This is a genomic window from Neiella holothuriorum, assembly GCF_019457915.1.
In the GTDB taxonomy this organism is placed as follows: domain Bacteria; phylum Pseudomonadota; class Gammaproteobacteria; order Enterobacterales; family Neiellaceae; genus Neiella; species Neiella holothuriorum.
On sequence record NZ_JAHZSS010000024.1, the window covers coordinates 31,971 to 52,281 of the forward strand.

At 49.1% G+C, this 20,311-nt stretch carries 22 protein-coding genes and 1 riboswitch; of the genes, 10 read left to right on the forward strand and 12 right to left on the reverse strand.

Going from position 1 to position 20,311, the window contains the following annotated elements; genetic code table 11:
- Nucleotides 1-6: 6 nt before the first annotated feature.
- Both K0504_RS15950 and K0504_RS15955 read right to left on the reverse strand, forming a co-directional pair.
- The gene (locus tag K0504_RS15950) at nucleotides 7-1,383 is read right to left on the reverse strand and encodes a cytochrome c3 family protein (protein ID WP_225918189.1); all 1,377 of its coding nucleotides are present in this window, start codon (nucleotides 1,381-1,383) and stop codon (nucleotides 7-9) included.
- Entirely contained in the window at nucleotides 1,383-3,434 is a 2,052-nt protein-coding gene (locus K0504_RS15955; protein ID WP_220105154.1) for an FAD-dependent oxidoreductase, read from the reverse strand. Before K0504_RS15955 ends, K0504_RS15950 begins: the two co-directional genes overlap by 1 nt.
- 324 nt (nucleotides 3,435-3,758) lie before the next feature.
- Here K0504_RS15955 and K0504_RS15960 point away from each other — a divergent pair, with 324 nt between their 5' ends.
- Together K0504_RS15960 and K0504_RS15965 are read left to right on the forward strand one after the other, a co-directional pair.
- A complete protein-coding gene (locus K0504_RS15960) occupies nucleotides 3,759-4,016 on the forward strand; it encodes a hypothetical protein (protein ID WP_220105155.1) in 258 nt (85 codons plus the stop codon).
- Nucleotides 4,017-4,062: 46 nt separating this feature from the next.
- Nucleotides 4,063-4,239, forward strand: a complete 177-nt coding sequence (locus K0504_RS15965) for a hypothetical protein (RefSeq protein ID WP_220105156.1) — start codon at nucleotides 4,063-4,065, stop codon at nucleotides 4,237-4,239.
- Between the two features lie 16 nt (nucleotides 4,240-4,255).
- On the opposite strand, the gene trhA is transcribed toward K0504_RS15965, so the two are convergent.
- Nucleotides 4,256-4,927, reverse strand: coding sequence for a PAQR family membrane homeostasis protein TrhA (trhA, locus tag K0504_RS15970; RefSeq protein ID WP_220105157.1), 672 nt, complete (start codon nucleotides 4,925-4,927; stop codon nucleotides 4,256-4,258).
- A 197-nt stretch (nucleotides 4,928-5,124) separates the two neighbouring features.
- A riboswitch (TPP riboswitch) is annotated at nucleotides 5,125-5,246 on the forward strand.
- 93 nt (nucleotides 5,247-5,339) lie between these two features.
- On the opposite strand from trhA, the gene K0504_RS15975 reads away from it, so the two are divergent.
- Genes K0504_RS15975 through K0504_RS15990 form a run of 4 tightly spaced genes read left to right on the forward strand, consistent with a single transcriptional unit; the run spans nucleotide 5,340 to nucleotide 9,317 of the window.
- Nucleotides 5,340-7,517, forward strand: coding sequence for a TonB-dependent receptor (locus tag K0504_RS15975; RefSeq protein WP_220105158.1), 2,178 nt, complete (start codon nucleotides 5,340-5,342; stop codon nucleotides 7,515-7,517).
- 9 nt (nucleotides 7,518-7,526) lie between these two features.
- Entirely contained in the window at nucleotides 7,527-7,805 is a 279-nt protein-coding gene (locus tag K0504_RS15980; RefSeq protein ID WP_220105159.1) for a hypothetical protein, read from the forward strand.
- Complete coding sequence (pnuC, locus tag K0504_RS15985) at nucleotides 7,805-8,446, forward strand: nicotinamide riboside transporter PnuC (RefSeq protein WP_220105160.1); 642 nt, start codon at nucleotides 7,805-7,807, stop codon at nucleotides 8,444-8,446. The genes K0504_RS15980 and pnuC overlap by 1 nt, the downstream gene beginning before the upstream one ends.
- A gap of 7 nt (nucleotides 8,447-8,453) precedes the next feature.
- Nucleotides 8,454-9,317: a phosphotransferase gene (locus tag K0504_RS15990; RefSeq protein ID WP_220105161.1), complete on the forward strand. Its 864-nt coding sequence runs from the start codon at nucleotides 8,454-8,456 to the stop codon at nucleotides 9,315-9,317.
- Here the strand turns inward: K0504_RS15990 and K0504_RS15995 are convergent, their stop codons facing one another.
- The gene (locus K0504_RS15995) at nucleotides 9,318-10,103 is read right to left on the reverse strand and encodes a hypothetical protein (RefSeq protein WP_220105162.1); all 786 of its coding nucleotides are present in this window, start codon (nucleotides 10,101-10,103) and stop codon (nucleotides 9,318-9,320) included.
- Between the two features lie 246 nt (nucleotides 10,104-10,349).
- Nucleotides 10,350-11,696 (reverse strand): radical SAM protein, encoded by a 1,347-nt coding sequence (locus K0504_RS16000; RefSeq protein ID WP_220105163.1) that lies wholly within the window; start codon nucleotides 11,694-11,696, stop codon nucleotides 10,350-10,352.
- Between the two features lie 314 nt (nucleotides 11,697-12,010).
- Between K0504_RS16000 and K0504_RS16005 the strand changes: the two genes are divergently transcribed.
- Nucleotides 12,011-12,292, forward strand: a complete 282-nt coding sequence (locus K0504_RS16005) for a hypothetical protein (RefSeq protein WP_220105164.1) — start codon at nucleotides 12,011-12,013, stop codon at nucleotides 12,290-12,292.
- A 104-nt stretch (nucleotides 12,293-12,396) separates the two neighbouring features.
- On the opposite strand, the gene K0504_RS16010 is transcribed toward K0504_RS16005, so the two are convergent.
- The 4 genes from K0504_RS16010 to K0504_RS16025 all read right to left on the reverse strand — a co-directional run bounded on the left by K0504_RS16010 (nucleotide 12,397) and on the right by K0504_RS16025 (nucleotide 14,829).
- Nucleotides 12,397-13,053, reverse strand: coding sequence for a nitroreductase family protein (locus tag K0504_RS16010; RefSeq protein ID WP_220105165.1), 657 nt, complete (start codon nucleotides 13,051-13,053; stop codon nucleotides 12,397-12,399).
- Nucleotides 13,054-13,262: 209 nt separating this feature from the next.
- Entirely contained in the window at nucleotides 13,263-13,709 is a 447-nt protein-coding gene (locus tag K0504_RS16015) for a PaaI family thioesterase (protein WP_220105166.1), read from the reverse strand.
- Between the two features lie 277 nt (nucleotides 13,710-13,986).
- Nucleotides 13,987-14,481, reverse strand: coding sequence for a NifB/NifX family molybdenum-iron cluster-binding protein (locus K0504_RS16020; protein WP_220105167.1), 495 nt, complete (start codon nucleotides 14,479-14,481; stop codon nucleotides 13,987-13,989).
- A gap of 72 nt (nucleotides 14,482-14,553) precedes the next feature.
- Entirely contained in the window at nucleotides 14,554-14,829 is a 276-nt protein-coding gene (locus K0504_RS16025) for a DUF134 domain-containing protein (RefSeq protein ID WP_220105168.1), read from the reverse strand.
- A gap of 536 nt (nucleotides 14,830-15,365) precedes the next feature.
- On the opposite strand from K0504_RS16025, the gene K0504_RS16030 reads away from it, so the two are divergent.
- Nucleotides 15,366-16,418 (forward strand): LacI family DNA-binding transcriptional regulator, encoded by a 1,053-nt coding sequence (locus tag K0504_RS16030; protein ID WP_220105169.1) that lies wholly within the window; start codon nucleotides 15,366-15,368, stop codon nucleotides 16,416-16,418.
- A gap of 51 nt (nucleotides 16,419-16,469) precedes the next feature.
- On the opposite strand, the gene K0504_RS16035 is transcribed toward K0504_RS16030, so the two are convergent.
- Complete coding sequence (locus K0504_RS16035) at nucleotides 16,470-17,447, reverse strand: Gfo/Idh/MocA family protein (protein ID WP_220105170.1); 978 nt, start codon at nucleotides 17,445-17,447, stop codon at nucleotides 16,470-16,472.
- Nucleotides 17,448-17,823: 376 nt separating this feature from the next.
- Here K0504_RS16035 and K0504_RS16040 point away from each other — a divergent pair, with 376 nt between their 5' ends.
- Nucleotides 17,824-18,246, forward strand: a complete 423-nt coding sequence (locus K0504_RS16040; RefSeq protein ID WP_220105171.1) for a hypothetical protein — start codon at nucleotides 17,824-17,826, stop codon at nucleotides 18,244-18,246.
- A gap of 9 nt (nucleotides 18,247-18,255) precedes the next feature.
- Here K0504_RS16040 and K0504_RS16045 read toward each other — a convergent pair whose 3' ends face one another.
- Both K0504_RS16045 and epmB read right to left on the reverse strand, forming a co-directional pair.
- A complete protein-coding gene (locus K0504_RS16045) occupies nucleotides 18,256-18,582 on the reverse strand; it encodes a prephenate dehydrogenase (protein ID WP_220105172.1) in 327 nt (108 codons plus the stop codon).
- Nucleotides 18,579-19,598: an EF-P beta-lysylation protein EpmB gene (gene epmB, locus K0504_RS16050; RefSeq protein ID WP_220105173.1), complete on the reverse strand. Its 1,020-nt coding sequence runs from the start codon at nucleotides 19,596-19,598 to the stop codon at nucleotides 18,579-18,581. Before epmB ends, K0504_RS16045 begins: the two co-directional genes overlap by 4 nt.
- 134 nt (nucleotides 19,599-19,732) lie before the next feature.
- Here epmB and efp point away from each other — a divergent pair, with 134 nt between their 5' ends.
- Nucleotides 19,733-20,299, forward strand: coding sequence for an elongation factor P (gene efp / locus K0504_RS16055; protein ID WP_220105174.1), 567 nt, complete (start codon nucleotides 19,733-19,735; stop codon nucleotides 20,297-20,299).
- Nucleotides 20,300-20,311 lie beyond the last annotated feature (12 nt).

Sequence of the window (20,311 nt, forward strand, 5' to 3'; positions counted from 1 at the left end):
TGGCTGTTATTGATTTGCTCTCTTTAGTGCCCAGTCGATGGATTTTATGTGGATGCCAGGTTTATCAGCGAAATTCGTTCTGATTAAATCGGGGTCTGCCAATGCATCAATGGAAAACTCTAATGAGTGACATTGCATGCACACCGGACGAATCATTTTCTCGTTCGGTCTTAGGTAATAGTTTTGGTTGTGCTGCACGCTGACCACTTGCTCGCCACGCTTTTTCTTGGCGACTCGAGGCATGTGACAACTCGCACAGCTAACGGCTTGTTCAACGGCGATATCGCCCGCTTGTGCTTGTTGCCAAAGTTCGCCATGTGGGGAGCCTTCAAAGGCGAGCGAGTGCTCATCTTGGTGACAGGTTAAGCATGCTTCGGTGGCCGCGAATGTGGTGTCATATTGGTGTGGCTGGTGGCACGAATTACAGCCTTGCTGTAAATGCAGGTTGTTTGGGTCAAAATCTAAGTGCGACTGAACGTCCGCTGGGCTAATAGCGGCGGCTGTACCGTCTGCAGACAGAGCGCCAGCAGCTAATCGCATGCCGTGTTTACCCGAACTAAAACCATCAAATTCCGGCTGGTGGCATGACGCGCAAACTTCAATACCAGGCTTGGTAATCCAGTTTTCATCTGTTGGCGTTTGCGCTTCGCCGGTCGGTGCATGGCAGCCGGTACAGCTAATACCTGCATTGGCATGGGCGGTATCTTGCCAATGTTCGGTTTCGGTTGGATGGTTGGCCATGTACTGCGCATCTTGTTGCGGATCAATGGCCACTTCTCGATTGGCGTAAAGTTTGGCGGCATTACGAATATCGAGCGACGGTGATACGCCATTTTCCTCTAATAGCCAAGGTTGATTGGCGTTGTTGACCAGAAAATCTTCGAACAAAGCACGGTTGTCGTGGAAGTTATGGCAGCCCGCTGAGGCGCAGCTATCGAATGGCAAATCTTTATGGCTTTCGCGTTCTTCACCTACTTCTTGGTGGCAGTGCCAGCAATAATCGTCAGGTAAGGTCACGCCCATGGCGCGAGTTTGTTCGGCCTGATGCTCTGTATGGCAGCTGACACAATAGCGCGCGTCGATTATTTCTAAACGATAGGCTTCGCGCGGATCAGTAAATTTCTTTTTAGGATGGGAGTCGTGGGCGTCTTCTAATTCGTCGGCATGGCAGCTGGTACAGGCATTTTGCAGAATTTCGGTGCCGCCAAACGCTTCGGTGTGGCAGCTGTCGCAGGCCATCTCAATTTGGTAATGACCATGGGTTGCTTCGCCAATCAGCAGCTCGGCTTTATCGTCGCTGGCAAAAATTACAAAGGCGTAGTAGCCACCAATCGCTAGGGTGAGCAGGATCCAAATTGGCCACAACAACTTTTTCATGCTCATCAGAAGTAATACACCGTTAAAATATGAATACTCAGCAAGATCGGCAGAGGCCAAGCTACTAGGGTGTGAAGCCAAGTCCAAAACTTACGAATCGCTGTGGTTTTCATCGGATTAAACTTGTGGCTGAACGCCACCACGGCGCCGGCGCTGGCGCCAAGCACCAATACCGCAAGAAAATTGAACATCAGTAATTGATTTAAATTGGCCCCCAGATGAAAGCCGGTATGGACGATGAGCATGCCAGCACAGGCAGCGCCCAGCACGCCGTGTAGAACACGCCAATAACCAAAATTGCCGAGTTTGGTCCAGCCGAGACGCTTGCGTAACGACATGACAAGACCGATGACAGTCAGGCCAAGTAAGGTGAATCCGGTAACTTGCTTCCAGAATTTATCGTTCCAAATCCCTTCAAACCAGCCGCGTTCAAGTACCGAGTCGGCCACACTTAATGCTGGGGTAAATGCCATGGCGCATACCACCAATACGGCGACTAACGACATGGTTAACATCGTTAGCCAACCGGTTTCTTTGGCTGCCGGTTCGGCGCTGCCAATAAGCTGTGTTAACAGCGGCTTACACGAGCCACAAACCGTGCCGGCCGATGTGGCTTGCTGTAGTTCTGTAACCGAGCCAGCGCCTTCGGCAATGGCTTCAAGCAGTTGTCCTTGGTTAATGTTGTTGCACTGACAAACAACCGCGTCGGCTGGCCATGCTTTTATGTCGCCCTCGCTATCGTCAGACCACAACTTGCCACCGAGACGAAACCACATTTGTTGCCATTTTGAGATGCTGCGCTGCTGCTTGAATGCTTCTTGGATTCGGCGTGCTTCTGGCCATTCGCCAATGCCGACCGCACCGATGAGTTTGCCTTTGTAGATGACAATCTTGCGGTAAATTCCTTGCGATTTGTTGCGATAAACCAACTCTGATTGAAACGGCCGACTAGGCAACTCTGCAACCTCGCCCATCGAACAAACTTGCTCGCCAACCACTTTCAGTCGCGACACTTCCAGCGAACCCAGATAAGCCGATGCGCCGCCACAAATAACATCTGCGGCAATGGCGGCTTGCTCGAATCCAGGGTTGACCAGACCATAAACCTGGCCTTGGTGTTCGCTGCATTCACCAATGGCATACACATCGGCAACGCTGGTTTGTAACTGATCATTGACCACAATGGCGCGTGCAACTTTGATGTTGGCGTATAAAGCCAGCCGCGTATTGGGTGACACGCCGGTGCACAGCAATACGGTATCGCATTCAATATGGTCGCCACTGCGGGTTGTTACGCCAGTCACCCGGCCTTGTTCGCCGAGCACTTCACGCACACCGGACTCTGTAACCACTTCAATGCCGAGCGCTTCTACTTTTTGGCGCAAACGGCTAGCGGCATCGTCATCAAGCTGGCGATTCATCAAGCGAGTAGCTTGTTGTACCAAGGTGACCTTGGTATTGAATTTGAGCATGCCGCGCGCAGCTTCTAAACCGAGTAGACCGCCGCCTACCACAACAACGTGTCGGCAGCGCGAAGCGCGCGCGGACAAGGCTTCGGTATCTTTTAGGTTGCGAAAGGTATACACACCGGTTTGTTGAACGCCCGGAATGTTTGGCACGTGCGGGCGCGAGCCGGTCGCCAATACCAGCTGATCATAGTTATAGCGGATGCCCTGATTGTCGGTGACGACTTTTTGTTCGTGGTCAATATGAGTAATTGTGGCTACGAGCTGACGAAAGCCGGGGTGCTTTTGCTCATCCGGCAATGCAGTTTGAATATCGTGATAGCTGGCATCACCGGCCAGAAGTGCTGATAGCAGCACGCGATTGTAGGGGGCGTAAGGTTCGTTGCCGAATAGGGTGACCTCGGCATTGGGTTCACGTTTGAGCAACTCATGTGCAAACCGAACACCGGCGGGGCCGGCACCAATAATCAGAACACGACGCGCAAGTTGAGCCTCGGTTGGATCATAAGTTCCAACCGGCTCTTTTGAATCCGCAAGGGAATCTTTTCGAGTCGCTAAAGGCGCTGCTTTGGCTAGGGCAACGTCGGTCATGATGTTCTCGGTCTGGTGTTTTTTGTTATGATCTTGTTAATGCAGGGTCTGTGCCATGGATCTGGTGATGCAATTAAGTTTATATAAAACAGTCGCTTATTGTTTTTATGTTCGATTTTGATGAATGCGCTATAAGTTGCATTTGCAATACAACAATGCGTGGTGGCACTAACTTGGTGCGAGTGTTAAGTGCATATATTAGAAAAGTCATCAATCGCTCAAGTTGCATAATCTTGGTGCTTTAAACCATATGAATAAGGTGGTATTTGGTAGACAAAAAGCGCAGACTTGCAGCATTAATTCAAGACATTTACAGGCAGTACGGTGACAGAACAATTTTCTGGTGACGATGTACTTCAAGTGGTTGAAAACCAATTAGCGGATGGTGAACCTCTGGTCGTTAAAGAAACCCAAATGCGATTGATGATGACAGGCCATGATAAAGAAGAGGCGTTGGAATTGATTGCGTGTGCTCTGACCTTAGAACTCTCAGCAATTGCAGAGCAAGGTGAATCATTCAATTTGGCGAGGTACAGTGCTAATTTAGCGCTACTACCGGACATGCCTTGGCTGACCGACTGAACGTACGGTTTATGCTGGTAACGTTAGACAACCAAAGGAACAGCTGATGGCATTACTGAAAATCTTAGCCGTTCTGGCGATATGCTTATTTGTGGTGGTCAAGTTGACTGAGCGAGTTGGCAAAGAACGCTCGATGTCGCAAATGCAATCTCTCAGCAAATGGATTTTGCCACTTGTGGGGATTTCATTGGTGTTGCAACTCATTTATTCGATGGTCGGCTAACCGCCCTTCAACCGACTCATTGATTCGCCAACAAGCCAAATTCAATGGGTGGTAACACATGCCACCACACCGCAAAGAAGTGGCAAATACCGCCAGCGACTACAAAAACATGCCAAATGGCGTGGGTAAACGGCAGCTTCTTCATCAGATAAAATACCACGCCAACGCTATAGCAAAGCCCGCCTGCTGACAGCCACCACATTCCTGCGTCGCCAATCGCCGCTGATAACGGATTGAGTGCCACAACGACGAGCCAGCCCATCACCAAATAGCTAATCACCCGTAACGCTTTAAATCGGTGGGGCCAGCCTAATTTTAAGGTGATACCAATTGCTGCCATGGCCCAGACAATACTAAATACCCACCAGCCCATGGAGTCGCGAATACTGACCAACATGAACGGGGTGTAAGAGCCGGCGATTAAAATATAAATTGCACAATGATCCAGTGCTTTTAGATGTTTTTTGAGCCGCGGCCAGGGCGCCGCGTGATAGCAAGAGGAAGCGCCGAATAGCAAGATTAGCGATGCACCGTAAATGCTGCTGGCAACGATCCGCCAAGTATCTTGTTGCTCAATGGAGACCATGAGCATTAAAACCAACGCAGCAATACTCAGGCCGAAACCAATTAAATGGGTCAGGCTGTTGAGCCACTCTTCGGTGGCAGAATAAGACGGAGCATACGACATAGCGGCCTCTCTAATTTGAGCGAACAAGTGTACGCTCAAATTATAAAAAGGGGAAGTCTTGCCAACCTTACGGCTCAAATTCGCAGGTCATCTTTGTTACTCAGAAGTTAAAGCAAGTGAATCTCATTAACAGAGCAGGTATACTTCCGCCATCAGCAAATTCGAGCGGCGAGGCATGCGCTTCCGATTCGATTTGTGCTGAAGCCAAGGGGCGTTGCGATGATTTAATGGATTAAATCAGCCAACTGAGACATCAAAAGATGAACCCTTCGAACCTGATCCGGTTGGTACCGGCGGAGGAATGGCTGTGAATTTGACATTGTTGTCGCGCACTTTCTCATCAACGCTATGACGGCTAAAACCGCTGGCGTGCAAACTACCGACTGGATCTCCAAAATTATAATGAGATCCTATGACACACCTAAGCCAACAACTCAAAACCAAGCACTTGGTGCTTGCTGTAACCGCAGCGTTAAGCCTGCCCGTTCAAGCTGATCAACAACAAACCGCCGAGCACATTGTGGTGCACTCTGACTTCCGTGGTAGTGCGATTGAGCAATTGCCGGGCAGCATTAGTGTGATTGATGCGATGCAATTGGAAGATGAAGGCGCCAACCATTTTGAAGATGTACTGAATAGCATCGCTAACCTCAACTGGGCTGGTGGTACTTCTCGACCTCGTTATTTCCAAATACGTGGTGTTGGTGAGCAGGCCGAATATCAAGGCGCGCCTAACTCGTCGGTTGGCTTTATTGTTGATGACATCGATTTGTCGGGCTTGGGTATGACAGCCAGCATGTTCGATGTTGAGCAGGTGGAAGTCCTACGCGGCCCTCAAGGCACCAAGTACGGAGCCAATGCGTTGGCCGGTCTTATCTACATTAAAACGAAAGACCCAACGGATGTGGCCGAACATGGCATGAAGTTGTCAGTTGGAGACGATGACTTACGTGAATTTGCCGGCTATAGCTCAGGCGCGATTAACGACAGTGGTTCGCTACAGTACCGTGTGGCGGTGCAGCAGCAACAGCAAAACGGCTATCGTGATAACAAATACCTTGGCAAAGACGACACCAACGAACGCGACGAATTAACGGCGCGCGCTAAATTTCGTTGGCTAACCAATGAAAACACCACGATTGACCTGACTGTGTTGCGAGCCGATTTTGACAACGGCTACGACGCTTGGACACTCGACAATAATGGCTTTGACACCTTGTCTGATAAGCCGGGTGAAGATTCTCAAACGACCAATGCCGCTTCCCTGAAAATGACGTTCCGCCATGCGACGTCCTTTGATGTCACCAGCATTACCAGTTATGCCGATAGTGATCATCGCCATGCATATGATGGTGATTGGGCTAATCCTGACTATTGGGCTAGCAAAGAGTGCGCAATTTACGATGATGCTTGGAATGTCGTTGATTCCGAGCCTTGTATCTATGATTACTGGTGGGACAAAAAAGGTAATCGTGAAACTTGGACTCAAGAAGTGCGGTTAAGCTCGACTGAGCAAGGTCGAATTTTTAACGACAGCAGCCACTGGCTGGTGGGCATGTATGCAATGAACCTCGATGAGTCGAACGATTTGACTGTGGATCAGGCCTACAACGGTTATGGGGCTTGGCGAGAATTGTTTGATTCTGAATATGAAGCCACAAACTTAGCCTTATTCGGCCAGCTCGACAGTGAACTTAGCGATGGCTACAGCTTGTCGGTTGGGGCACGAATTGAATACCGTGACGCGGACTACAGTGATTCGGCGGGCGAAGACTTTGATCCGTCAGAAACCATGTGGGGCGGTCACATTGCCTTGCACAAGGCGTTCAATGCTGAGCACCAAGGCTACCTCAAAGCGGCTCGCGGTTATAAAGCGGGTGGCTTTAATATGGCCTTGCCTGACGATCTTGCTGAAGAAAAAGAGTTCGACAAAGAAACCCTCTACAACTACGAAATTGGCTTAAAAAGCTTGTTATTAAATAATGCGCTGATCAGCAACGTGGCGGTGTTTTACATGGATCGCCAAGATCAGCAAGTAGAAGGTTCGCGACAAGAAGTTGGCTCAGGTGATTTCTGGCTATTTACCACCAATGCCACCAGCTCGACCAGTTATGGTTTGGAGTGGGACCTCAACTGGCAAGCAACGGATGAACTCATCGTTTATGGTAGCTTAGGCTTGCTTGATGCTGAGTATGATGACTATGAATACCAAGCAGATGAAGATGAAACCATTGATCTCAGTGGCCGCGACTTGGCTCATGCACCAAGTACCACGTACAGTTTAGGGGCAACCTATTTGCTACCGCAGGGCTGGTTCATTAACGCCAATGCCAATGGTAAAGGCGAGTTTTATTATTCTGACTCCCATAATTCAAAAAGCGATGACTACATCCTATTTAACGCGCGCGCGGGTTATGAAACGGAGCACTGGAGCGTAGCCATTTGGGGGCGTAACCTGACGGATGAAGAATACGGCGTACGAGGCTTTTACTTTGGAAATGAGCCTGATCAGGACTGGGCCGCTAAACAATACATCCGCTACGGCGATCCGCGTCAAATTGGTTTGACGTTAACCGTAGATCTGGACTAGGAGTTGGGTATGTTAACCGTTGATATTTCAATGTACCCGCTGAAGGATGACTACCTTACGCCGATCAGCTGGTTTATTGAACGGCTTGCCAGTTATCCCAACATCAAACGCACCACCAATGCCTTGGCGACACAAATTTGTGGCCCACATGATGATGTGATGGCGATGCTCAGCACAGAGATGAAGGCGGCGCATGAAGCGTTTGGTCAAGCCGTGTTTGTGTGTAAGTTCTTGCCGGGCGAGCGGGAATTGGATTACCAAGACAACTTTGGTAAGTCTGACCGCTAATGGCCGATACGATTAGCACTGTTATTGGCGAATTATCGGCAATGACCGGATGGGAAGCGGTGGCGGTTGTACTTGCCATCGCTTATCTGTTGTTTGCCATGAGGGCGAGCCTTTGGTGCTGGCCGGCCGCATTCTTCAGTACGCTGATTTACACCATCTTGTTTTGGCATGTGTCATTGTTGATGGAGTCGGCGCTCAACGTGTTTTATATGGTGATGGCGCTATATGGCTATTGGCAATGGCGTTGGGGCGGCGGCCCACAGCAGCAAGGAGTTGCTGTTCATCGTTGGCCATGGCGACGACATGGACTGGTCATTGGGTTAACTGCAGTAACTGCCGTTACCGCGGGCTATCTGATGGCAAATTACACCCATGCGGCGCTGCCTTATCTAGACGCTGCAACCACCTGCTTTGCGATTGTCGCTACCTTCATGTTGGCATTTAAAGTGTTGGAAAATTGGTTGTATTGGGTCGTGATCGATATTGCTTCGATTTATCTCTACATAGAAAAAGGCTTCGTGCTCACCAGCGTGCTGTTTGTTGGCTACGTGGTGCTAGCCGCTGTTAGTTATTGGTTATGGCGTAGCCGGTTACTAAAGCCTGTTGACGAGACGTCATTGTATGCCGAACAAGGAGCTTAAGCCGCCTTTGAGTCGCCAACAATTAACCGCTGATATCAGCCAACCATTGACGCCGGCGCAGTGTGCGGCGGCGGCGGGGCTAGCAGGCCCTATCCAATGGTCAGCCATCGAAACGGGCTTAAGCCACGACAGCTTTCATGTCCGTGATGCAGCTGGCACCAGTTATTTTTTGCGAATTTATCAGGCAGCGCGCAAGCCTTGGCTTAATCGACCGCATGAATTGAAGGTGCAAGCTGAGGCGAGTCAGCAGGGACTTACTCCTAAACTCACCTATCTTGATGATCAGCAACGTTTCTTTTTTAGCGAGTATGTTGAGGACGATACCTCTGCCAGCCTTACACTTGCGCAGTTAACCTCGTTAATTGAACGAGTGGGTGATTTGCCCGTGCACTTTGCCATGAAGCAAGCGGACCGATTGACCCATTACATTCATCAAGCCGAGCGGCAATTCTCAGCTACTCTGGGGCCAAAATCTGACGAATGGCAGCGGGTGGTGGCAATTGGCAAACAAGCGGTCAGCGAACTTGATAACCAATGCTGGCCGCAAGTGCCGTCTTTTTTAGATTGGCATCGAGGAAACTTATTGCTGACCAAGCAAACAGCTTACTTAGTGGATTTTGAATACTTAGTGTTAAGTGAGTTGCCGCTCGAACTGGCGAGTTTGAAGCTGAGTGAACTCTTGCCTTCCGCCGATTGGCCGGCGTTAAAAAGTGCTGCTGAACAACAATACGGGGCCACAGTACCCGATGAAACGATCTCGATTGCCGAGCGCTTGTATTGGGCCATGTGCTATTGCTGGTATTGGGCGGTGTCGCCAGAAACGGCTGCCGAACCAACCCTAAGGGTGGTACGGCAGTTAACGGAAGATTAATTACAAGCCTTGGAACGGTGCTCGTAATTGGAAGTCGAGCAAGGTGCCGTTCGGAATTTCCACGTCATTGCCGCGCGTCAGAATGGATGCGCCTAAACCGACTTTAGCACCGGTTTTAGCGCCGCTACTGCCATCAATCAAGCCTCCAATCGCAGCTGTACGAGCGGTACGACCGAGCGTCTTACCTGTTTCATTTTGCCCCGAGCTTGCATTTAGGGTGTTAGTGACCACCGCCTTCATCTGATTATTAATCATGATTTCAGTGATCTCTAAGCTCATGCCTGCGGTGCCTGTCATGCGACCAGAGCTCTGCGAGCTGGTGATCCGGCCATATACTTGGGTGCCACGCGGTGCAATGACGGACCCGTTGGCTGCCACCATGTCCGCCTCAAGTACGCCGGTGAAGCGTTGGCCCTGACCATTACCGCGAGTCGAGAGCTTCTGAGTGGTGCGAACGGTAAAGGGGGTACCTGCGTTGACCACTGCGGGTTGTGAACTGGCTTGCGGTGCCGCTGCTTGAGGGGCTGGAGCTGCCGCTTGAGGGGCCGGAGCCGCTGCTTGAGGAGCAGGCGCTGAGCCGCCCGTTAAATCAATATTGGCAACTTGTGCTTTAGGCAAAGTAACTTCAATGCCGCCGCTGTTCACAATCAGGTTATCGCCTTGCTGAGACACGACCTCACCTTCAATAACGCGACCGTCTTTTAACGTGATGGATGCGCTTGTTGCGCTGAAGGAGATAAACGCAATTGCGCCTGCCAATACCAAATTCCGTGCCTTAGTTAACATGTTGTGCTCCATGGTGGTAACAAACTGATAGCCAGAGCTTAGACGGGGTTTAATCTTTGTTCAATCTGATTAACCGATTGATTCAGCGACAGTTCAGTTTACGACTCATCAGATCTTCAGGTGTTTATATTGGCTTTGGTGGCTGTCAGCAGGAGCCAGATTCCATCCGCTTAGCTCTCGGTCAGAGTGCTGGCGCATTCGCCCTTTTTTGGAAAGGCAGAGCCGCAGGTTACTGCTGTGTTTGGTTTATTGCATGCTGCATCGATACCTAAACCGGCTGCGATAAAACCAACTTTTCGTGGTCATGATTAACTCAAAGTCATTGGGCAGTACGTCACTGTTAATCGGTAGCGACTCCCTAAACTTTGTTAATTGGTATTTGGGCTTCACCTTTACACCCGCAACTCTTAACAGGGTTTGCCACCAATGAATATGTCGGCGGCTAAATATGCGTTGAATTTGCCTCGATTGGCCCAAGTAGCTGATGGATGCGTCGCGAGAGCTGGCGACCCAGCCATCGGCACATAAGTAGTAACTTTGTTGCAGTTTAACTAGGGTCACTTTTTCAATGGCATGGTAACTCGACGGCCATAGTTTTTTTACGAATTTAGGCCCCAGTCGTGCCATTAGCTTTTGTAGCCATTGCCGTGATTGTGCATGCGTGATTAATATTTTGACCGTGTTAAACGCATTTGCATGGGGGAAAACGGTCACGATATCCGAGCAAATAGGCAACGGTTTAGTATTGGATACGGTAAAACGGTCGGATACCGGCCCATAGGTGGTGTTAATGAACCGCAGCTCGTTCAGGTGAAGGCTGTCGGCGAGTTGCTGAGCAAGTATCAACTCCTCATCACTGTCGTTGTGAGCAAATAACACATACTTCCAAATGATTTTGGCGTGCGGGAACAGTGCCCGTGCATCGCGGAAAAACTCAATGCAAGTACTGAGATCTCCGTTCACTCTGTATTGCTGATACGATGCTTGCGTAGCACCATCGGCTGCCACAATAATTTCGTCGAGCCGGCAATCAGTTAGCTCTTTATCAACCTCAAAATTACCATTCGTCACCAAACACACTTGCGATGCTGGAAAAATTTCGTTGATTAAACGGATTAAATGACTTGGCTCCGGGTGATTTAATGGCTCGCCTTGACCACACAACTCAAACCGCTCAACCGAGTAACCTCCCTCGTTGAGTTTTATCAAAAAGCGCTTTAGTGATGCCGAGGACATGATTAAGGGTTTTCTACCAGCCTTTATTTGCTCGGATCGGGAACAAGCGGGGCAACGTAAACTGCACAGCAAACTCAGTTCTAATTGAATTTTGGTAATTACTTTTCGCGAAATAGAGTCTTCTATCACCCCAGAACGATAAAACGCACACTGTTCGCACACGCCCGGCCATGGTGCCAAGTTTGATTGGTAACGTTGTCGAATCGTCTGATAGTTCGGGTGAGTAAATAGTGCGTCAGCAGAACAATTGTCGAGCTGATTGATGGAGCCGAGCAAAATCCGTTCACCGTAATCATCGTCACAGCGAATGTCACCATTCGACTTCACGTATAGATTTTTAAGAATATTACATTGCATGGAAATCCGTTTCCTAATGACTGAATCGATCATTACGCCACAGCAGGTGACACCGTTTGCGTGCTACGGGCAATGAGCGCACACCAATCAACGAGAGCATGGCTATTGACCGACCAAAGACTAAATAATACACACTCTTGGCTTGGAGTAGCCTGATTTTAAAGCAACGTATTAATAGAACTGAAACTCTATTTCTCTCGTCATCAATTGTGAATAAAGTGTGATTTGTGTCACATAAAGTTGTAGGCCTATAGTTTGTGTGGTTAAATGAGGCCGAATCAATTTTAGGAAGTAGTTCGCTTAAGGATGTAGCTATGAGTTTGAAAAGTATTGGTATTTTAACTGCTGTGGTGATGATCGCGGTGCCCGCTATGGCAACCTCGTTTAAGATCTCATCCGTTGCTCAAGTGACAACACAAGCAAATGCGACGCAGCCGTTGCAGGGATACCGCGCTCACAGCGTTGATCCGCTATTGGAGTTTAAGCCTTATCTACCAACGAACGAAGATCTCGCGCCGAGCATCACCTCTTCTGCCACCAACAAGATCGATAGCCGGACGCAACTGTTCTATTCACGGATGACTGAACAACTTTAAAGCTTGCTGCACAAGAACTCACTAGCCACACATACAAGACTAACGGTATGAGTGGCTATGAACGGTATTAATGAGATGATCGGTGCCGGTTTAACTATTGGCCGCTACAGGGTTGTGATGACGTCTTGTAAATCTAAGCGGGCCTTTGGCAAGCCATGATTGTAGTCTTCAGTAGGCAAATGATAGCCCATTGCCAACGCAACCTCACAAACGTGACCATCTAATTCTTGTTTGAACTCGTCGCCAATCAGTGCTGAATCAACACCTTCCATCGGCGTCGAATCAATACCGAGACGTGCCAACGTGTGCAGTAAATTACCAAGTGCAATGTACATTTGAGCTTTGGTCCAACTGCCATTAAAGCCGGTTTCATCGGTATTCGATTCAGCAAAGGCGTACGCGCCCATCATTGAGTCATACATGTCTTTTGGCAGATGCCCCGATTCAACTTCTGCATCGACACGTTTGGCGTATTTTTCTTTCGTAAATGCCGGATCGTAAGCAAAAAGAATGGTGTGAGATGCTTCTTTTGCATGGGGCTGGTTGAATTGATACATGTTGGCAAAGGTGTTGTGAAAACGCTGCTTGGCTGTATCTGACTCAATGACAATGAATTTCCACGGCTGTGAATTAATAGAAGATGCCGACATGCGCAGCGCTTCCTTAATGACATTGATATCTTCGGCAGAAATACGTTTGCTGGCATCGTACTTTTTGGCGGTATAGCGCGTATTCAAATCACGGATGATCGGGTGAGTCATAGCGAGTCCTTAGGTCTAAATTGCGGCATGGCGACGTTGTTTGAGAAGGCTCCGGTTGCTCTGACGTTAGAGAAACACGATTACCGATTGCGAAACAAGGTCGACTGAATAAAGTGCTTAGCAATTTAGTTGCTAATGCGGAGGGCGGCAATGGCGAACAAAAGAGAAATACTTTTTAGATTTCATTGAAAATGCTGTTTTTAATGGGGTTATGGGCTTTTCGAGCGTAAGAATTTCCCCGTGGCTTTCGCCAAGCACTGCTTATTTCGCCAAAGTTTTGCTTCCAGCTGATAAACGCCCCGTTTGGTGGTGAGCAACTGCGCTTCAATCTCAACGTGTTCGTTAAGCGGAACCGGCGCCATGAATCGCACATTTAAATCGGCCGTTAGCGCGGCAATGCCCGCGGTGAACAAACAATGTGTCATGGCTGCATCGAGTAGGGTGCAGGTGATCCCACCATGCAGTCGTTGCGGGTAACCTTGAAACAAATCATGAGTAAAAAAACGCGCGACTACCTTATTCGAAACCTCTGGATTCGAAGCCACTGAGTCAAACGTTAAACCAAGGCCGCTCGGAAGGTCGCTGCAGGCAAAACAATGGGGATGGACGTCAGCCGCCGCGATGGCTGGTACCGGTGAACGATGAGGCAAAGACACAGTAAATTCCTTGTTGTTGTCGAATAGAGCTCAAGCGGTACAAAAGCGGTTTTTTAAAACTGCTAGCGTCGGGTTGGGCTTGAGCACTAAGCATCGATATCGATGATCGAATAAAGGGAGGCACCACAGGCCGCTGAATAGCCACATCAGCCACGTGGTTTGGTGGCACACCGTGTTGCCTTTGCCGAGTCAGATGAAGCTAGGTGGTCAGGATGGCGACCATCAGGAAAAATTTTCGGCTAGCAATGCCCCGCGGTACTCATTCGTTACTACTGGATTAATGGCAGCAACGGCGCTGATGGCCACCATGAGATGACGATTGTTGTTGGCTGTTGCAGCATTTTCCGTGGGTATGATGAGTCGCATCGGACGCTTGATGTTGCTCGCAACATTGACCACCCTCAGCCTGTTTATTGCGGTTGTTGATGGATGGCGAGCCTTGCGTTGCATCGGTCAGTGCCACTAAGTGCTTTGGTGGAATGTTTGGTATGTGGTGGTGGGAATGGCGTCCGCGCTTCATTTGAAAAACATTCAGCGAGTGATTGAGTAAGCGAGCGAGCATCTTTTCGCCAATATGGCGGACTAATACGCGCTCCGCCTTTTGCGCCACCATCACATTCAACATGGCAGCTTTGCCGGCACAGCTTTTATCTAATGCTGGGTTGGGCTCTCGGTGTATTTCGTTACCTCGCTCGTCGAAGAATGCGAGGCTAAGTGCTTTGCTAAAGTGTTGTGCAATGTCTTGGTTATTCATTGGGATAGCGGTAATCATGAATCTATTCCTTTCAACAGTGAATGAATTAACTCCGCCTTGCCGATCCCCTGCAACAACCAGCGCTAGCGATTAATTCTGCATCATCAATGCCTTACCATGAGTAAGACAGTCTGCCACTTTAAAGCGAGCCCGTTTTAATACATTTGCTAGGGTCTGCCGTGATACACCCATTGCCACCGCGGCTTGCTGTTGTTGCTGACCTTCCAAATCAACTAATCGAAGCGCTTCATATTCATCGGCGGCCAAGGCGACCTGCACCAGTTGGCTCATTGGGATGCCGTTGGGCTTAAAGCAAGAGTCGGCAGGGCGACCACAAATGTTGCGCGGTATTTTGGGTCTGGGCATATATGCTCCTAAATGGCATATGCTATTTATAAGCTTAGTTAATAGCATATGCAAGAAATGAATGAGTGTGAATGTTGAGCTTTATAGCACATGGTTTTGGCTAAGAGCGTTGATCGTGATTGATTGCCTGCCCGATTAGACTCCGCTCTGAGCTTTGCTCGATAGCAAGCTATTATGACTGCATAGCATGAATGTTATCGTTATCATTCTATTGGTTTTAATTTGATTTGGCGCTGTTTATTTAACCGGTAGTCACTTACCTTCAGTGCTAAGTTTTTTGAAAATAGCTCGGATAATCGAGATGGTTTTGCCGTGTTGAGAGCATCATGAACTATTAAAGTCCAAGCCGATATTTTCCGTAAAACATGCTCATTTTGGTATCTGTCGCTGAAGTCCTGTAAAAAGTGTGTTGTTTGACAACTAGTTTGAGTTATTCTTTCAGCAACTTCTTCTCGGCAATGCTGGTCAGCTATAGTGGTTATGTTACTGCTAACATTAAGTTGATTGGTACGCATTTAAAAAGGCCGTCTTGAGCGATGAGATCAGAGCAAAAGAACATTACTATCCAGCATGTGGCCGATCGGGCTGGCGTCTCTAAAATGACGGTCTCACGGGTGCTAAACCAAGACGTCAAAGTGAGTGATAAGACGCGAGCAAAGGTGATGGATGCGGTGCAGGCTCTCAATTACCGGCCTAATATTTCTGCCCGCCAGCTTGCAGGCTCTAAGAGTTATTTTATTGGCTTGTTATACGACAATCCGAGTCAAGGCTACGTGAGCCAATTCTTATTGGGAGCGCTTAAGCGCTGTCGTGCGACGGGTTATCACTTGGTGATTGATCAATGTCAGGGGAGTTCGCAAGACAAGGTGCGAATGACACGTGACTTTGTCGCCAGCACGCGAGTGGATGGGGTGATCTTACTGCCGCCACTGTGTGATGTGCCAGAAATCCTCGGAACCTTAAAACAAAGCGGTACGCCGTTTGTTCGCATTGCCCCAAATGCCGACTTAGAAGCGTCGCCTTATGTGTGCATGGACGACTACCAAGCCGCCTACGACATGACGCAAGAACTCATTCAAGCGGGCCATCGTGATATTGGCTTTATTATTGGTCATCCGAATCACGGCACCAGCCGATTACGTTATCAGGGTTTTTTGGATGCGATGCGCTCGAATCGTATTAATTGCCCGCCTGAACACATTGAGCAAGGTTACTTTACTTATAAATCTGGCCTGCAAGCCGCAAGCAAACTATTAGGATTAGTGAATCGGCCAACGGCGATATTTGCCAGCAATGATGACATGGCCGCCGCTGTTACGTCGGCCGCGCATATTCATGGTTTAGGTGTGCCAGAAGATGTGTCTGTGGCGGGCTTTGATGATGTGGAAATTGCCTCGAGTCTGTGGCCGCCGCTCACCACCATTCGCCAGCCGATTGCCGAAATGGCTGAATGTGCCATTGAGTTGATCCGCTCGGGCAAGCTAACGAGCGACCGAACGTTACGTCGCTCCGACTATCGTCACTTGATTGATTTCGAATTGGTACGGCGCGAATCAGTGCAAGCTATCGGCGATGCCTGTAAGAGCTAACATCGCCGAATCACGCAGGCGCTAAATCGTCCCTCACAAATAACCTTTGGGTTATTTCGGAAGGCCTACCAAGGTTCTTAACCGGTCAATTGCTTCAACGGTTCGGAGGGTTGTGGCATGAGGTATTTCTGGTGATTCTAGCCACCCCGCGCGAATACAGCGCTCGGCTTCCATGATCTGATATTCAAACCCTGATGCATCATAAGGTTGATCGAATTCGACATCTGGTTGCTGCTCGACCACCAATTTTGCTCGCCCGGTATCCCAGAACATTTGATCCACTCGAATATGGCCTTTGCTGCCATAAATGGTTAAGTGGTTGTCCGTTTTGCACAGGAAGTTGCAAGTAAATTGGCCGAATTGGCCGTGGCCAAAGTCTAAATTAACGGCCATTAATTCATCGACACCAGTATCGCCAATCATACCTGTTACTTGGGTGGAGATAGGCCCTCGGCCATAAACCCAGTCGCTCATCGAAAGGTTGTAAACTCCCATGTCGAGCAACACGCCACCGGCGAGTTCAGGGTTGAGCAGGCGATCTTCTTGGTTGCGATCGATGCAAAAGCCAAAGTTAGATTGCACCAGCTTAACGTCGCCAATGGCGTTGCTGTCGAGCCATTGTCTTACTTGTTGGTAAACCGGCAGCATGCGGGTCCACAACGCTTCCATTAAAAACGTTTGATGTTGCTGAGCCAGCTCAATTAAGCGCTGAGTTTGTGCTGTGTTTACAGTGAGTGGTTTTTCACACAGCACGGGCTTACCGGCTTCTAAACAACGTTTGGCGGCGTCAAAATGAAAGTTATGCGGCGTGGCTATATAAATGCCGTCGATCTCCGGATCGGCAATCATTTGCTGATAATTGTCATAGTAAACGGCGGCGTTGTACTGCTGCGCAAACGAGCGGGCGCGATCTTGGTTGCGGCTTGCAACAGCGTGCAAGTTGCCACAGCCGCTATGAGCGAGTGCTTGTGCAAAACGATGGGCGATTCGGCCGGGGCCGATGATGCCCCAGAGAAATGGTTTAGTCATGTGGGTAGCTCTGTGTTGTTTTTATAGTGCACAGCATGACATGGCGATTACCAAAGCGGTAGGTACGGACGGTTGTAACGGTTGACCGACGGGATGGTTCTGAGCGGTGGATCAAATACGGCCAGAGTCGCGGATGAATTGCGCCGAATGCGCGTTACTTGCGGCGGCGATGGCTTGCCTCTGCAATCAATACAACAAGAACATCGCTTGAAAATGATCGCTAGAAATCGCTCCAAGGTGGTAGGGTTGATTTTATTTTTACTTATTAAACAGTGCATTAGTTGATTGTTACTTATTGGTATAGATCTTGTTTGCAAGTCGTTAGTGGTGAATTTTTGACACCCAGAAATGACACCTTAACACCTAGGAGACAAACATGATTTCAAGTGAGTTGATTGACAATACAGCCAGTGCCGAATGCACTGATGCCGTATTGGATATGTTGGGCATGGACAAACCAGAGCAGGGCAACGTGTCTTACATGGTGTTCGACACCCAATTCGAACAAAAGCAATTGTATTGTTGCTGGTCTGGTGGCCATGTGATTGACAATAAAGTCGAGCTAACGCCTGTTGGTGTTGGTGCGCTAGATGCGTTAAGTCGTGTTGATGCGAAAACGCAGGACGGCATTGATATGTTCGTATTGAACGCCAACGACCGCGATGAATTGATTCATGAAATCAAAACCGCGTTGGCGAAAGTAAAAGATCGTAGCCGGGTTTGCTTCGTCGGCGATGTCTCTGGGACATTACGCGGTTGGCTGCCAGAAGCCTTTAACGTGACCAACTGGCAGCAGTAATCAGGCGTTTCAAAGCTTTTTGAACTGCGCCAGCAATTGGTGGATTGCCTGCAGCTTGGTTAGAATTTTAGCCAGGCGATCTTGCCATTGCTCGACATCGTCGGCGGACATCTGCTCGAATGCAGCAACGTCAGCTGCTGTTTCAGCAAGATAGTCGCTGAAGGTTTTCGATTGCACATCAAACGGTGATTCCTCACCGAACAACGCTGAAAATTTTCCCATGCCTTGGGCACGTATTTGACTGAGCTTGTTGTCAGCATCGACGCATTTTCGGTATAGGCCTTTGAGCTCTTCTTGCAGCTTGATTACAACCTGTTGATGATCGATTGCGGTCATTTTTCCATCCTTAAATCCAATGGGGTTTTACTGGCTTCGCCAGCTATTTCTCGTACCAATTTGGGCACCAGAAAGCCGGGCAATTGCGCCAGCATGCTATGCACTAATTGTTGGGCATGAGCTTCTGGCATATCGAAGTGCGCAGTTTGTGCCACAGGGTCTAATAAGTGCAGGTAATAGGGCTGAACACCCGCGTCAAACAGCGCTTCGCTGAGTGCGACTAGCGTGGCTGCATTGTTATTCACGCCGGCCAGCAGAACCGATTGATTGAGCAACCAAATACCAGCCTGTTTATACGGTGCCAGCGAACTTTGCAGGCGCTCATCGATTTCGTTCGGGTGGTTGATATGAAGCACTAACACCGTTTGCAACCGAGACGTTTGTAGCCGCTGTTTAAGCCCAAGGGTCAATCGCTCCGGGATCATGACTGGCAAGCGAGTATGGATCCGTAGCCGCTTGAGGTGGGGGATCTGCTCGAGTTGATCGAGCAGTTGTGATAACTGCTGATCATTGGCCATGAGAGGATCGCCGCCGCTTAAAATGACTTCGTTAAGCTCGCTGTGCTTTTCGATGTAATCAATGGCGGGTTGCCAATGGTGCTCTGTTGGTTTGTTGTCGCCGTATGGAAAATGGCGGCGAAAGCAATAGCGGCAATTGACCGCACAGCCACCTCGAACCACCAATAACAGCCGGCTTTTATATTTGTGGATAACACCGGGTACGGGAGAGTCGTGCTCTTGTAGCGGATCGAGCTGGTAACCGGGGACGTGTTCGAATTCAGCATCATCGGGCCAAATTTGCCTAAATAGCGGATCGTTGGCATCGCCTTTGCGCATTTTTTCAACAAACGCTTTCGGTACACGCAAAGGAAATAATCGTCTTGCCTGGCCTAGGCCGACCTGCTCAGGTGTTAACTGAAGTTGCTGCAATAGTTGCTCCGGTGAGCTAATGGCATGCTTGAGTTGCCATTGCCACGGGGGCTGATCGCAGGTTTCGATGGGCTGGGTCGTTTTCATGACGCGAACCTTATAGTCAGCTTTGATCTAATGCAAGTTAGGGCCAAAAGATGTGACCCCAATAGTGCTGCCAGATGGCTGGTTTTCTTGTATGATTGGCGGGTTTTTCGTTTTGAACCTGATCTGAGGTATCCATGGCTACGTTTAGCACCAATGAGTTTCGCTCTGGCATGAAGTTAATGTTGGATGGCGAGCCTTGCTCCATCATTGAAAATGAATTTGTAAAGCCGGGTAAAGGCCAAGCCTTTAACCGCGTGAAAATCCGCAAGCTGATCTCTGGCAAAGTGCTGGAAAAAACGTTTAAGTCTGGCGAGACCGTTGAAGCCGCTGACGTGATGGACGTTGAACTGGCCTACCTCTATAACGATGGTGAATTCTGGCACTTCATGAACAATGACACCTTTGAGCAATTGGCTGCTGATGCTAAAGCTGTTGGTGACAATGAAAAATGGTTAGTGGAGCAAGATTTATGCACCCTAACGCTCTGGAATGGTTCGCCAATTACGGTAACACCGCCTAACTTCGTAGAGTTAGAAGTGACCGAAACTGATCCGGGCCTGAAAGGTGACACGGCCGGTACGGGTGGTAAGCCTGCAACATTAACCACTGGCGCAGTGGTTCGGGTCCCTCTGTTCATCCAAATTGGCGAAGTCATTAAAGTTGATACTCGCAGCGCGGAATATGTTTCTCGCGTAAAGTAAGCTTGGTAAACG

Bases quoted from the DNA above. Each gene is read 5' to 3' on its own strand.
- K0504_RS15950 (WP_225918189.1), bottom strand. From the start codon at position 1,383: ATGAGCATGAAAAAGTTGTTGTGGCCAATTTGGATCCTGCTCACCCTA.
- K0504_RS15955 (WP_220105154.1), bottom strand. From the start codon at position 3,434: ATGACCGACGTTGCCCTAGCCAAAGCAGCGCCTTTAGCGACTCGAAAA.
- K0504_RS15965 (WP_220105156.1), top strand. From the start codon at position 4,063: ATGGCATTACTGAAAATCTTAGCCGTTCTGGCGATATGCTTATTTGTG.
- trhA (WP_220105157.1), bottom strand. From the start codon at position 4,927: ATGTCGTATGCTCCGTCTTATTCTGCCACCGAAGAGTGGCTCAACAGC.
- K0504_RS15975 (WP_220105158.1), top strand. From the start codon at position 5,340: ATGACACACCTAAGCCAACAACTCAAAACCAAGCACTTGGTGCTTGCT.
- K0504_RS15980 (WP_220105159.1), top strand. From the start codon at position 7,527: ATGTTAACCGTTGATATTTCAATGTACCCGCTGAAGGATGACTACCTT.
- pnuC (WP_220105160.1), top strand. From the start codon at position 7,805: ATGGCCGATACGATTAGCACTGTTATTGGCGAATTATCGGCAATGACC.
- K0504_RS15995 (WP_220105162.1), bottom strand. From the start codon at position 10,103: ATGTTAACTAAGGCACGGAATTTGGTATTGGCAGGCGCAATTGCGTTT.
- K0504_RS16000 (WP_220105163.1), bottom strand. From the start codon at position 11,696: ATGCAATGTAATATTCTTAAAAATCTATACGTGAAGTCGAATGGTGAC.
- K0504_RS16005 (WP_220105164.1), top strand. From the start codon at position 12,011: ATGAGTTTGAAAAGTATTGGTATTTTAACTGCTGTGGTGATGATCGCG.
- K0504_RS16010 (WP_220105165.1), bottom strand. From the start codon at position 13,053: ATGACTCACCCGATCATCCGTGATTTGAATACGCGCTATACCGCCAAA.
- K0504_RS16020 (WP_220105167.1), bottom strand. From the start codon at position 14,481: ATGATTACCGCTATCCCAATGAATAACCAAGACATTGCACAACACTTT.
- K0504_RS16025 (WP_220105168.1), bottom strand. From the start codon at position 14,829: ATGCCCAGACCCAAAATACCGCGCAACATTTGTGGTCGCCCTGCCGAC.
- K0504_RS16030 (WP_220105169.1), top strand. From the start codon at position 15,366: ATGAGATCAGAGCAAAAGAACATTACTATCCAGCATGTGGCCGATCGG.
- K0504_RS16035 (WP_220105170.1), bottom strand. From the start codon at position 17,447: ATGACTAAACCATTTCTCTGGGGCATCATCGGCCCCGGCCGAATCGCC.
- K0504_RS16040 (WP_220105171.1), top strand. From the start codon at position 17,824: ATGATTTCAAGTGAGTTGATTGACAATACAGCCAGTGCCGAATGCACT.
- K0504_RS16045 (WP_220105172.1), bottom strand. From the start codon at position 18,582: ATGACCGCAATCGATCATCAACAGGTTGTAATCAAGCTGCAAGAAGAG.
- epmB (WP_220105173.1), bottom strand. From the start codon at position 19,598: ATGAAAACGACCCAGCCCATCGAAACCTGCGATCAGCCCCCGTGGCAA.
- efp (WP_220105174.1), top strand. From the start codon at position 19,733: ATGGCTACGTTTAGCACCAATGAGTTTCGCTCTGGCATGAAGTTAATG.